The sequence below is a fragment of the Pseudarthrobacter sp. W1I19 genome, assembly GCF_030817835.1.
In the GTDB taxonomy this organism is placed as follows: Bacteria; Actinomycetota; Actinomycetes; order Actinomycetales; family Micrococcaceae; genus Arthrobacter.
The window spans coordinates 1,399,414-1,411,060 of record NZ_JAUSZR010000001.1 but is presented as its reverse complement, the minus strand read 5'-3'; the positions used below and the strand labels follow the sequence as shown (position 1 = coordinate 1,411,060).

Here is an 11,647-nt window from a genome sequence, read left to right as displayed (position 1 = left end):
CGGAGGCACTGCTGCAGGGGGAAGGAACACGGGTGTCAGAACAGGATCCGGGCGCGGAGCGGCCCCAGGGCTCCGGCGGGCAGCAGCCCGCATGGGGGCAGCCGCCCGAACAGGGTCAGCAGCCCCAGTGGGGCCAGCAACCTGGCTGGGGCGCGCCGCCGGCCTGGGGACAGCCGCAGGGGCAGCAGCACTGGGGTTCGCCCCCGCCGCCATACCCTGGCTCCCCCTACGGCCAGCCTGGTTTCGGCCAGCCTCCCGCCAACCCCTACGGCCAGCCCCGCTATGTGGCGCCGCCCAAACCGGGGATCGTCCCGCTCCGCCCCCTGATGTTCGGTGAGATCCTGGACGGCTCATTCCAGACAATCAGACGGAACGCCAAAGCCATGCTCGGCGCTTCCCTCATTGCCCAGTCTTTTGCTGCGATCCTTGCCGCGGTGATCACTGCCGTCACCGCAACCTCCATGGTCTCCATCGAAGCCTGGGCGGAGAGCGCCAGCCCCGCCGACTTCGCCTCCTTGGGCCTGGGGTTCCTGGCCGCCGTCCTGCTGGTGTCAGTCCTGACCATGTTCATCTCGGCCGTCCTCCAGGGGGCCATGGTGGTGCCGGTCGCACGGTCCATCCTTAACCGCCCCACGGGTTTCCGGCAGATGTGGGTCCTGGCACGTTCGCGGGCCTGGGCGCTGACCCGCCTGGCGGCGCTGATGATGCTGGCGGGAATGCTGGCGCTGCTGCTGCCGGCAGCCCTTGTCGTGGCGGTGATCGCCACCAGGGAACGGGCCGGGATCTTCCTCCTCATCCCTATGATTCCTGCTGTTTTTGCCTTGCTCCTGTGGATCTATATCAAGCTGATGGTGGCGCCCGCCGCCGTCGTCATTGAAGAGCTGGGCGCCCTCGATGCCCTGCGGCGTTCGTGGTCGCTGACCCGCGCCAACTGGTGGCGGATCCTGGGTATCACCCTGGTGGTGGGCATCATGGTGGGCGTCATCGGGCAGGTGGTCATGATCCCGGTGAGCCTGCTGCCCTCGATGCTCTCCGGCTTCTTGTCCCCGCATGCCGGCAGCGAGCAGGAAATCGCCGTTGCAGTTGCAGTAGGGGTGGCCACTGCCGTCGTCGGCGCCCTGGTGGGGGCTGTGGGGTATGCCTTCCAGACGTCGGTGATGGCCTTGATCTACATGGATCTGCGGATGCGTAAGGACGGCCTGGACATCGCGCTGCTCCGCCAACTGGAAACGGGTGCAGATCCGGATGTCATACCGGGCCGCGGAATGCGTGCCGCCAGGCCGGGACCGGTTCCCGGAACCGGGCGGCCCGGGGTTTGGCCGGATGTCCGCTGAGCCTCCTGTGCTGCCCTCGGCGGAGGAAGCCCGCCGCTGGGCCGCGGAGGAACTGGCCAAATCCGAATACCGGGAAGCCGAGCCCGGCTGGCTTGACTCGCTCTGGCGCAGCTTCCTGGACTGGCTGCAGTCCCTGGACGGACCGGCGGGAGCCGATGCCCCCGTGCCCAGCCCCGTCATTGGGATTGTGATCGCCGTGGTCATCGCCGTCGCCGTGATCCTCGCCCGGCCCCGCCTGAACCCCAAAGCCCGGCAGGCCAAGGAAGTCTTTGAGCCGGACAACGCACTCACTGCCCCGGACTACCGGCAGCGCGCTGACGCTTCGGCCGCGGCAGGAAAGTGGGGGGACGCCGTCGTCGACCGCTTCCGTGCAGTGGTCCGCTCAGCCGAAGACCGTGTGGTGCTGGAACCCCAGCCTGGCCGGACCGCGGATGAAGCCGCCTTCGCCCTGTCGCGGCCCTTCCCGGCGGAGGCCGCGCGCCTGGACCACGCCGCCCGGACCTTCGACGCAGTCCGCTACGGGAATTGGACGCCGGGCAGCCAAGACTACGCGGCAATGAAAAGACTGGACACAGATCTCGAGGCGGCCCGTCCCGTACGCCAGGATGCGGGGCTGGACACGGCGGCGCTGCCATGACCGAAGCGCTGCAGGACGTCGCTGGAGAACAAAACACTGTAGATCGAAGCACCAGCCAGGATTCCCGGTCCGCGGTGCGCAGGAGTCCCATCCGCTGGCTCCGGCAGCACCGCGGGCTGGCGGCCCTCGCAGCCGTTGTGGCCACTGCACTGGGCATGGTGATCTGGGGGCAGCTTGCGCCAAAGGGGGACGGTGTTTCCCTCTCCGTCCATAACCCGGGACCGGAGGGGGCACGTGCCGTCAGCGAGATCCTCGGCCGGCACGGCGTAAACGTCAAGGGCGTCGACCGCTTCGAAGAGGCCATGGCGGCGTTGGAAGACAGCGACTTCCCCACCCTCCTGCTCTACGACAGGAACGGGTACCTGGATGACCAGCGGCTCTCTGACCTGATCGACGCCGCCCAGCGGGTGGTGGTGATTTCGCCCCGCCTCCAGACGCTGGGCGCCCTGGACAGCAGCATCACGCAGGCCGGTGTTGTGCCCGAGTCGGCACCGGTACTCGAGCCGGATTGTTCCCTGCCTGATGCCGGGGCCGCCGGCCAGGTCACCGGAACATCGGGCTTCGTGTACGACGGCGGGACGTCCTGTTACCGGCCCGCCGGTACCAGCGCCGGGCTACTGACGGTCAGTGGCGATGGCCGCGTCACCGTCCTGGGGAGTACGGCCATCCTCAGCAACGAAAAACTCGACGAACTGGGCAACGCCGCCTTGGCTCTCCGCACGCTGGGCAGCTCGGCGGACCTGGTGTGGTATCTCCCGTCCCTTGAGGATCTGGATACCACCGGTTCCCCCCAGACACTTAGTGAGCTCGCTCCGGACTGGTCACGCTTCATCGGGCTGTGGCTTGCGCTGGTGGCACTGGCCGCCATCCTGTGGCGCGGCAGGCGGCATGGACCGCTCGTATTCGAACCGCTGCCCGTGGTGGTCAAGGCAGTGGAAACAGCCGAAGGAAGGGCCCGGCTGTACCAGGAGGCCCGCGCCATCGGGCAGGCACGGGACAACCTCCGTGCCGGGACACTCGTGCGGTTGGCCAGGAAACTCCGCCTGGGTCCGGAAGCCACCGCTGATGAGGCCGCGGAGGCGGTGGCCCGGTTCCTGTCCCGGCCGTCGCAAGGCATCAAGGAACTCCTGAACGAACACCCGCCCACGGAGGCACGGCTTGTGGCCTGGGCGCAGGAACTGAACACCCTAGAGAAAGAGGTCAGTAGCCGATGAGCGAACAAGGCAGCGGGCCCCGGGTCCTTGATTCCAACGGGCAGGGTTCCGCCGGACATGCTTCAGCTCGGCAGGCCCTCCTGGACGTACGCCATGAGGTGGCAAAGGCCGTGGTGGGGCAGGACGCCACCGTCACGGGCCTGCTGATCGCCCTGCTGTCACAGGGGCATGTCCTGCTGGAGGGTGTGCCCGGCGTGGCCAAGACCCTGCTGGTCCGTGCACTGTCCGCAGCCCTCAGCCTTGACACCAAGAGGATACAGTTCACCCCCGATCTCATGCCCGGCGACGTCACCGGGTCCCTGGTCTACGACTCGCACACCTCGGAATTCTCGTTCCGCGAGGGTCCCGTGTTCACCAACCTCCTGCTCGCCGACGAAATCAACCGTACGCCGCCTAAAACGCAGGCGTCATTGCTCGAAGCCATGGAGGAGCGGCAGGTCTCCGTGGACGGTGCCGCCCGCCCGCTGCCCGCACCGTTCCTGGTTGCAGCCACCCAAAATCCGGTGGAATACGAGGGAACCTATCCGCTCCCCGAGGCACAACTGGACCGGTTCCTGCTCAAGCTCACCATGCCGCTTCCGGAGCGCCGCGACGAGATGGAGATCATCCGGCGGCATGCGGCCGGCTTTGATCCCCGCGACCTTGCGGCCGCGGGCGTCCGTGCCGTGGCGGGCGCCGCGGATCTGGAACGCGCCAGGGAAGCCGTTGCCACAGTTTCTGTGGAACCTGAAATCATCGGCTATATCGTCGACCTGGTCCGGGCCACGCGTTCGGCACCATCGTTCCAGCTTGGCGTTTCGCCCCGTGGCGCCACAGCGCTGCTGAACACCTCCCGCGCCTGGGCCTGGCTCTCCGGGCGGAGCTACGTCACCCCTGATGACGTCAAGGCCCTGGCACTGCCCTGCCTGCGCCACCGGGTGGCGCTGCAGCCGGAAGCGCAGATGGACGGGGTCCGCGTGGATGACGTGCTGGGCAGCATCCTGGCTTCCGTTCCCGTCCCCCGCTGATGGCAATCTCCGGGCGTTTTGTCCTCCTGGTGCTGGTGGGCCTGGTGCCGGTCCTGCTGGTTCCCGGCTGGGGAACGTTCTTCCTTGTGGCCGGCTGCCTCTTAGCACTGGCTGCCCTGGACCTTGTCCTGGCCGGTTCGCCGCGCCGGATCCGGATTATTCGCCGGGACCCTGGCAACGTGACGTTGCATGGGACGGCAGAATCGGTACTGACTGTCACGAACGACGGCGGGCGCCGGCTGCGCGGCAGCCTGCGGGATGCCTGGCAGCCATCCGCCGGGGCCCAGAATCCGTTGCAGGATCTTGATGTTCCGGCGGGTGAGAGCCGACGGGTTGCGGTACGCCTGCGGCCGGTCCGCCGCGGAGACCTCAAAGCCCCGCATGTCACCGTCCGCAGCTTCGGGCCGCTGCTGCTCGCAGCCCGCCAGCGGACCATCGAGCGCCCCGGGCTGTTGCGGGTCCTGCCGCCGTTCCATTCACGGCAGCACCTGCCCTCCAAGCTGCGGAAGTTGCGGGAACTGGACGGCAAGGCTGCCGTGCAGATCAGGGGCGCGGGCACGGAGTTCGATTCCCTTCGTGATTACGTGCGCGGCGATGATGTGCGGTCCATCGACTGGCGTGCAACAGCCCGCCGGTCTGCCGTGGTGGTGCGCACCTGGCGGCCTGAACGCGACCGCCGCGTGGTGATGGTGCTGGATACCTCCCGGACGTCTGCGGCCCGGATCGGTGACGAGCCCCGACTGGACACCGGCATGGAAGCGGCCCTCCTGCTGGGTGTCCTCGCCGAGCGGGGCGGAGACCGCGTGGACTTCCTCGCCTTCGACCGGCGGACCAGGGCACGGGCTGGATCAGCGGGCCAGGGGAACCTCCTCGGCCGGCTGGTCCAGGCCATGGCCCCGCTGGAGGCTGAGCTCATCGAGCTGGACTGGCACGCAATCCCGGCGCAGGTCCGGGCCGTGTCAGCGCACCGGTCCCTGGTGGTGCTGCTGACGTCGCTGGAAGGCGGCGCACCTGAAGAAGGCCTGATCCCCACCGCGATGCAACTGGCCCGTCAGCATGTCGTGGTGGTGGCAGCGGTGCGGGACCCACAGCTCGGCCTGATGCTGCAGGAGCGTGACAATGCCGCCGGTGTCTTCCGGGCGGCCGCCGCCGAACGGGCGCTCCTGCAGCGGGCAGCAGTCACGGCCGAACTTCGCCAGCACGGTGTGGAGGTGGTGGACGCAGAACCGCAGGAGCTGCCGCCCCGGCTGGCCGACATGTACATCAGGCTCAAGGCGGCAGGTAGATTGTGAAAATCCAGCAGGCCGCTGTCCGGCCCCGTCACGAGGAGGTCCCTCTATGAACGTTCCCATTTACCAGCAGGCCCTCGGTGCGGACTACGGCCGCCTGCAGCCCGAACTCCAGGAGTACTTTGCCCTCGCGCCGGGCTCCGGCCGGTACGGCGTGGGCGAAGGGATTTTCGATGTGGTGGGCTGCCGGCAGGACTGGCTGCGCCCGCTGCTGCGGCTCACCGGCAGTGAGGAAGCCTTCTTTCCGGAGTACGGAGAGGGCATCCCCTTCCGGATTGAGAACCACGCCCATCAGGATCCCTTTGGCCGCTCCAGCCTGACGGCCCGCCGCGAAATCCGGTTTCCGGGGCGCACGCGGATCTTCCAGGACACCACCAGCGTGACCCGCCGGGCAAGCGCGCCCCAGCTGGTTGACTATGTGGGCCGGCTCCGGCGCCTGGTGACCGACCTGAACCTGAGCGTCACGCCGGAGGGACGGCTGCGGGGAGTGTCGGAATCCTCGCGGCTGTTTCTTGGCCCCCTGCGAATTCCCCTTCCCGCCGCACTGGATGCCAAGGCCTACGCGGAACAGTGGTGGGACCCGGCAGAAGGCAGTAGCGGCAAGCACCGCATCCAGGTCAAGGTGATCCAGCCCCACATCGGACTGGTCCTGGTGTACGCCGGCAGCTTCGACTACAGGCTTCGCCCCTACACCAGCGGAAGCTCGGCGCAAAGCTTCCTGCCGCGCTATGCGCAGCCGGACCGCTGGGAAAACCGGGTCTGACGCCTTAACCCTGCGCCAGCTGGTTCAGCCCGTCCGCCACTTGGGTAAGACGGCCGAGGACCGATGTTGCGTCGGCCGGACTCCGGCTGGCAAGTCCGGACGAGGGCGTGACGCGGAGGGTGCTGATCCCTGCGGGGGACAGACCGAGCTGCCGCCACGGGCGCCACACTGCATCAACACAGTCAGCCACCCGGGGCAGGGACTTCCCCGAGACGTCCAATGCCCCGATCCACAAGCGCTTGCCTGCTTCTGCCGCTCCGGCCAGCTGCTCCCACTGGCGGGACGTCAGTGCCCTTAACGGAACGGCGATGCCGTCTGCTCCGGCGGCCAGGATCTGTTCAAACGGGGCCTCGACCTCGGGCACGGATATCACCACCTCCTCGGCGCCGGCATCCCGCAACGCGTCCAGCACCACGCGCCATGATTCCCGGGCCTCGGAGGACGGAACCGCCCGCAAGGTGCGGTAGCCGCTGGAGGTGGGAATGGTGCCGGCCAGTACCGCCGCGATATCCGGCTCGTCAACCTGGACCACCACCCGGGCACCCGGAACGGCTGCCGTCACTCGGGAGAGGTACTGGCCCACGCCGGCCGCAAGTGAGGCGGCAAGGTCGCGCCGGGCACCATAGTCGATCAGGGCGCGCTCGCCGTTGTGCAGGTGAAGGCCGGCCGCCAGGCTGAGCGGCCCTACCAGCTGCACTTTGATCCCGGCAGCCGGCTTGTCCTCCGCACCGGCCACATCGGCGAGGACGTTGATATCGGTGGCGAGGGCAGAGGCAGCGCGGCGGAAGTCCTTGCCGGGCCGGTCCACGAGGCGCCAACCGTAGGGCTGAACGTCGACGGCGAGTTCTTCCAGCAGGGTGGCCGTCCGCCCCAGGGCATCTGAACCGACGCCCCGGTCCGGGAGTTCGGCGAGGAATGGAAGGTGCGGGCTGCCCAGTTCACCGCGGATGATTCTGGCTGCTTCCAGTGGGTCCTCGCCCGGCCAGGGGCCCAGCCCGGTGGCCGTCACCTCCTGCGGCGGTGCCGCATCCGAGCCGGTTAACGTGCCGGATTCGTGCCGTTGCCTGGTCACGCGAGCGCTGATGCCTGCGGGTGCTGTCCGGAGGCGGCCTCGTGGTCTTCGGCGATCGCCTCGTGATGCCGGATGACCTCACCGATGATGAAGTTCAGGAACTTCTCCGCGAACGCGGGGTCCAGGTGCGCGTCTTCGGCCAGCGTGCGCAACCTGGCAATCTGGGCGGCCTCGCGGCCGGGGTCACCGGCGGGCAGCCGGTGGGCGGCCTTCAGGAAACCCACCTTCTGGGTTGCCTTGAAGCGCTCAGCCAGGAGATAGACCAGCGTGGCGTCGATATTGTCGATGCTGGAACGGATGGACAGCAGTTCAGCCATCACCGACTTGTCCACCTGGCCGGCCAATGAGCTGGCTGAGGGATCGTAGTCGTCGGAGTCAGGAGCGTGAGGGTTGTGCTGCGTCATGGTTCAAGTCTATGGGCAGCCGAAGCAATCAACCGGGTGGCGCCGGTGCCGGCATTGCGCCGGCACCGGCACTTTCAGCTGATGAGGTCTCAGATGCCGAGCAGCGCCCTGTTTTCTTCGCGCCGCTTCGCCTGTTCCTGGGGGTCGGGAACCGGCAGGGATGCGATGAGCCGCCGCGTGTAGTCGTGCTGCGGGTTCCCCATCACCTGGCTGCCGATGCCCTGTTCCACCAGCCTGCCCTTGTACAGCACACCCACCCACTGGGACAGGATGTCCACTACCGCCAGGTCGTGGCTGATGAACAGGCAGGCAAAGCCGAACTCCTGCTGAATGTCCCGGAAGAGCTCCAGAACCTTCGCCTGCACCGAAACGTCCAGGGCCGACGTCGGCTCATCAGCAATGAGCAGCCGCGGGTTGAGGCTCAGCGCCCGCGCCAGTGATGCCCGCTGGCGCTGGCCGCCCGAAAGTTCGTGCGGGTAGCGTCCCGCGTACGACGCCGGCAACTGGACTGATTCCAGCAGCTCTCCAACGCGTTTGCGCGCCTGCGCCGGGCTGGGCCTGGTGTGGATGACCATCGGTTCGGCGATGCATTCGCCGATAGTCAGTTGCGGGTTGAAAGATGCGGCGGGGTCCTGGAACACGAAGCCGATGTCCTTGCGGAGCGGTTTGAAGGTCCGCTCCCGGAGGTTGAGCATTTCGTAGCCCAGCACTTTCAGGCTGCCGCCCGTGGTCCGGTTCAGCCCTGCAATGGCCCGGCCGATGGTGGTCTTTCCGGAGCCGGATTCCCCCACCAGCCCGAAAACCTCGCCCCGGGACAAGGTGAAGCTGACACCGTCCACGGCTTTGAATGCCGGTGTTCCCAACCGGCCCGGATATTCGATGGTCAGGTCGGTGGCTTCCACCAGGATGTCCTCATCCTGGTGGGCCCGGGTGGTCAGTCCCTCCGACGCCGAATTGTGCCCCAGGTGCGGCACCGCCGCCAGGAGCTTCCGGGTGTAATCCTCCCGGGGTTCGGCAAACAGGGTGCGCGCCGGCGCTTCCTCAACCACGTCACCCTGGTACATCACCACCACACGGTCGGCGAGGTCCGCCACCACTCCCATGTTGTGTGTGATCAGCACGATGGATGTACCGTATTTGTCGCGCAGGTCCCGCAGGAGCTCCAGGATCTCGGCCTGGACCGTGACATCCAGGGCAGTGGTGGGTTCATCAGCCACGATCAGGCCAGGGTTCAATGCCAGCGCCGCAGCGATGACCACCCGCTGCTTCTGCCCACCGGAGAACTGGTGGGGGTAGTAGTTCACCCGGTGCTCGGGATCCGGGATACCCACCTTGCGCAGGGCTTCGATGGCCCGGGACTTCGCTGCCTTGGCCGAAACCCGCTTTCCGCCGCCGCTTCCCGCATGGGCCCTGATGCCCTCGGCGATCTGCCAGCCCACCGTGAACACCGGGTTCAATGCGGTGGATGGTTCCTGGAACACCATGGCAACGTCCCGGCCGCGGATCTGGCGCAGGCGCGCCGCGCTGACGCTGATCACGTTGGCCCCGTTGATGAGCACAGTGCCAGAGCTGGTGGCTGTTTCGGGGAGCAGGCCCAGGATGGTTTTGGCGGTGACCGTTTTGCCGGAGCCCGACTCCCCCACGATCGCCAGCACTTCGCCCTTCCTGACTTCGAGGCTGACGTCCTTGACTGCCTGGACATCACCGGCATCGGTGGCAAAAGTAACTCTAAGGTGGTCGATGTCAAGGACGGGATGGCCGGCGTCGGCCTGATGGGCCGGCGACGGATCGATGTTGATGGTCATGAACTCCTCACTTCTGCCGCGATGGCGGCATTCGCTCCGGTCACCGGGGAGCTGCCGCTGGCGCGTTTACGGCCCCGGAGCCGCGGATCGTTCAGGTCGTTGATGCTCTCACCCACCAGGGTCAGTCCCACCACTGTCAGCACGATGGCCAGGCCGGGGAACACGCCCGTCCACCAGATACCGGAAGATGCATCAGAAAGTGCTTTGTTGAGGTCAAATCCCCATTCAGCAGCGGAACTCGGCTCGATGCCGAAGCCCAGGAAGCCCAGGCCCGCCAGGGTGAGGATGGCCTCGGAGGCGTTGAGGGTGAAGATCAGGGGCAGGGTCCTGGTGGCATTGGCCAAAATGTGCCGGCCGATGATCCTTGCACTGGATGCACCCACCACCTGGGCCGATTCAACGAACGGTTCTGCCTTGAGCCGGATGGTTTCGGCACGGATCACCCGGAAATACTGTGGGACGAACACTGCCGTGATCGCTAACCCGCAGGCGAGGATTCCACCCCAGAATCCGGACTGGCCCTTGTTGATCGCAATGGACATAACGATCGCCACAAGGAGGGTGGGGAAAGCGTAGATGGCGTCAGCGATTACCACCAGGACACGGTCCAGCCAGCCACCAACGTAGCCGCTGACGAGTCCAAGAAACACTCCCAGGAAGATGGACATCAACACGGCAGCGACAAGTACTGCTGCTGCCGTCTGCGATCCCCAGATAACACGGGACAGGACGTCGTAGCCGCCCACAGTTGTTCCCAGGAGATGCTTGCCGCCGGGTGCGGCCTGGGCCGGGAAAGAGCCGGCATCATCGGAAATCTGCGAAAATCCAAAGGGCGCCAGCAGCGGCGCAAAAATGGCCGTCACCACAAAAGCGGCACAAAGCACGACGCCGATGAGCAGCATCGTGCGCTGCAGGCCAACGCTTTGGCGGATGTGGGATGCAACGGGAATGCGGTCAAGTATCGGTTTCTTGGGATGGGGCAAGCCGTCGATGCTCATCAGTACCTCACCCGCGGATCAATCAGGGCGGCGGCAATGTCCACCACAAAATTGGTGACCGCCACAATGACGGCCAGGAGCATAACGATGCCCTGGACGGCAACGAAATCACGCGCCGTAAGGTACTGCGCCAGCTGGTACCCGAGGCCCTTCCACTCAAAAGTTGTCTCAGTCAGCACTGCACCGCCGAGCATCAGGGCGATCTGCAGACCCATCACCGTGATGATGGGGATCAGGGCCGGCTTGTAGGCGTGCTTCGTCACCAGCCGAAATTCGCTGACCCCACGTGAACGGCCGGCCTCAACATAGTCCTTGCCGAGGGTGCCGATCACGTTAGTGCGGACCAGGCGGAGGAAGACGCCGGCTGTCAGCAGGCCCAGGGCGACGGCGGGCAGGACGGCGTGATGGACAATGTCGCCAAAAGCTGCCAGATCGTTGCTGCGCAGGGCGTCCAGCCAGTAGATGCCGGTGGGTGCTCCGAGCCTCCCCATCGCCAGCTCCGTGGTGGTGGAGGCACGGCCGGCGACCGGAAACCAGCCCAGGCCGACGGAAAAAACCAGCTTCAGCAGCAGGCCTGCGAAGAAGACCGGGGTGGCATAGCAAAGGATGGCGAACAAGCGCAGGAAAGCGTCCGGGACCTTGTCGCGTTTGTGGGCGGCGAACATTCCAAGGGGGATCCCCACGAGCAAAGCCACCAGCAGGGCGTTGATGCTCAGTTCCAGCGTGGCGGCGCCGAAGGTGGTCAGCATCTCAATGACTGGCCGTCCGTCTGAAATGGTCCTGCCGAAGTTGCCTGTGGCGATGTTGCCGAGGTACTCGATGTATTGGATAAAAAGGTTCCGGTCGTAACCGGCCTGGTGAATCAAGGCGTCAATCTGCTCCTGCGGCAGGCGTCCGCCTTGGGCTGCGGTGATGGGATCGCCGGTGATCCGCATCAAAAAGAAGACCAGGGTGACGAGGATGAAGATCGTCGGGAAAATGAGCAGGAAGCGGATCAGGATATATCTCCCGAGGCCACCTCCCGCGGATTTGGATTTGGGCGGCGCAACCGTTGGCGGTGGCGCATCGATCATTGTGGCCATGCTGTCCCTGCTTGGTATAAAAAACGACGGGTGTGGGGCCAA

General features: G+C 66.4%; 11 protein-coding genes. 6 read left to right on the top strand and 5 right to left on the bottom strand.

Translation table 11 applies throughout. The annotated features are described in order from the left end of the window. Positions 1 to 32: 32 nt before the first annotated feature. From QF038_RS06605 to QF038_RS06580, 6 genes are read left to right on the top strand one after another with little or no spacing between them, the layout of a single operon-like run. A complete protein-coding gene (locus tag QF038_RS06605; RefSeq protein ID WP_307609429.1) occupies positions 33 to 1,334 on the top strand; it encodes a hypothetical protein in 1,302 nt (433 codons plus the stop codon). Further along, positions 1,324 to 1,971: a DUF4129 domain-containing protein gene (locus QF038_RS06600; RefSeq protein ID WP_307609428.1), complete on the top strand. Its 648-nt coding sequence runs from the start codon at positions 1,324 to 1,326 to the stop codon at positions 1,969 to 1,971. The genes QF038_RS06605 and QF038_RS06600 overlap by 11 nt, the downstream gene beginning before the upstream one ends. Beyond that, a complete protein-coding gene (locus QF038_RS06595) occupies positions 1,968 to 3,185 on the top strand; it encodes a DUF4350 domain-containing protein (RefSeq protein ID WP_307609427.1) in 1,218 nt (405 codons plus the stop codon). Before QF038_RS06600 ends, QF038_RS06595 begins: the two co-directional genes overlap by 4 nt. Then, positions 3,182 to 4,192: a MoxR family ATPase gene (locus QF038_RS06590; protein WP_307609426.1), complete on the top strand. Its 1,011-nt coding sequence runs from the start codon at positions 3,182 to 3,184 to the stop codon at positions 4,190 to 4,192. Before QF038_RS06595 ends, QF038_RS06590 begins: the two co-directional genes overlap by 4 nt. Beyond that, positions 4,192 to 5,484: a DUF58 domain-containing protein gene (locus QF038_RS06585; RefSeq protein WP_307609425.1), complete on the top strand. Its 1,293-nt coding sequence runs from the start codon at positions 4,192 to 4,194 to the stop codon at positions 5,482 to 5,484. The genes QF038_RS06590 and QF038_RS06585 overlap by 1 nt, the downstream gene beginning before the upstream one ends. A 46-nt stretch (positions 5,485 to 5,530) precedes the next feature. Further along, positions 5,531 to 6,244, top strand: a complete 714-nt coding sequence (locus QF038_RS06580) for a DUF4166 domain-containing protein (RefSeq protein WP_307609424.1) — start codon at positions 5,531 to 5,533, stop codon at positions 6,242 to 6,244. A gap of 4 nt (positions 6,245 to 6,248) precedes the next feature. Here QF038_RS06580 and QF038_RS06575 read toward each other — a convergent pair whose 3' ends face one another. The 5 genes from QF038_RS06575 to QF038_RS06555 all read right to left on the bottom strand — a co-directional run bounded on the left by QF038_RS06575 (position 6,249) and on the right by QF038_RS06555 (position 11,605). Next, complete coding sequence (locus QF038_RS06575) at positions 6,249 to 7,253, bottom strand: hypothetical protein (RefSeq protein WP_373461623.1); 1,005 nt, start codon at positions 7,251 to 7,253, stop codon at positions 6,249 to 6,251. 59 nt (positions 7,254 to 7,312) lie between these two features. Beyond that, positions 7,313 to 7,720, bottom strand: coding sequence for a chorismate mutase (locus QF038_RS06570; RefSeq protein WP_307609422.1), 408 nt, complete (start codon positions 7,718 to 7,720; stop codon positions 7,313 to 7,315). Positions 7,721 to 7,809: 89 nt separating this feature from the next. Then, on the bottom strand, positions 7,810 to 9,525 hold the full coding sequence (locus QF038_RS06565) for an ABC transporter ATP-binding protein (RefSeq protein WP_307609421.1): 1,716 nt from the start codon (positions 9,523 to 9,525) through the stop codon (positions 7,810 to 7,812). Next, the gene (locus QF038_RS06560; RefSeq protein ID WP_307609420.1) at positions 9,522 to 10,523 is read right to left on the bottom strand and encodes an ABC transporter permease; all 1,002 of its coding nucleotides are present in this window, start codon (positions 10,521 to 10,523) and stop codon (positions 9,522 to 9,524) included. The genes QF038_RS06565 and QF038_RS06560 overlap by 4 nt, the downstream gene beginning before the upstream one ends. Further along, on the bottom strand, positions 10,523 to 11,605 hold the full coding sequence (locus tag QF038_RS06555; RefSeq protein WP_307609419.1) for an ABC transporter permease: 1,083 nt from the start codon (positions 11,603 to 11,605) through the stop codon (positions 10,523 to 10,525). The genes QF038_RS06560 and QF038_RS06555 overlap by 1 nt, the downstream gene beginning before the upstream one ends. Between the last annotated feature and the right edge of the window lie 42 nt (positions 11,606 to 11,647).

What these genes read in the sequence shown, in the direction of transcription:
- QF038_RS06600 (WP_307609428.1), top strand. Translation starts at nt 1,324, where the DNA reads ATGTCCGCTGAGCCTCCTGTGCTGCCCTCGGCGGAGGAAGCCCGCCGC.
- QF038_RS06595 (WP_307609427.1), top strand. Translation starts at nt 1,968, where the DNA reads ATGACCGAAGCGCTGCAGGACGTCGCTGGAGAACAAAACACTGTAGAT.
- QF038_RS06590 (WP_307609426.1), top strand. Translation starts at nt 3,182, where the DNA reads ATGAGCGAACAAGGCAGCGGGCCCCGGGTCCTTGATTCCAACGGGCAG.
- QF038_RS06585 (WP_307609425.1), top strand. Translation starts at nt 4,192, where the DNA reads ATGGCAATCTCCGGGCGTTTTGTCCTCCTGGTGCTGGTGGGCCTGGTG.
- QF038_RS06580 (WP_307609424.1), top strand. Translation starts at nt 5,531, where the DNA reads ATGAACGTTCCCATTTACCAGCAGGCCCTCGGTGCGGACTACGGCCGC.
- QF038_RS06570 (WP_307609422.1), bottom strand. Translation starts at nt 7,720, where the DNA reads ATGACGCAGCACAACCCTCACGCTCCTGACTCCGACGACTACGATCCC.
- QF038_RS06565 (WP_307609421.1), bottom strand. Translation starts at nt 9,525, where the DNA reads ATGACCATCAACATCGATCCGTCGCCGGCCCATCAGGCCGACGCCGGC.
- QF038_RS06560 (WP_307609420.1), bottom strand. Translation starts at nt 10,523, where the DNA reads ATGAGCATCGACGGCTTGCCCCATCCCAAGAAACCGATACTTGACCGC.
- QF038_RS06555 (WP_307609419.1), bottom strand. Translation starts at nt 11,605, where the DNA reads ATGGCCACAATGATCGATGCGCCACCGCCAACGGTTGCGCCGCCCAAA.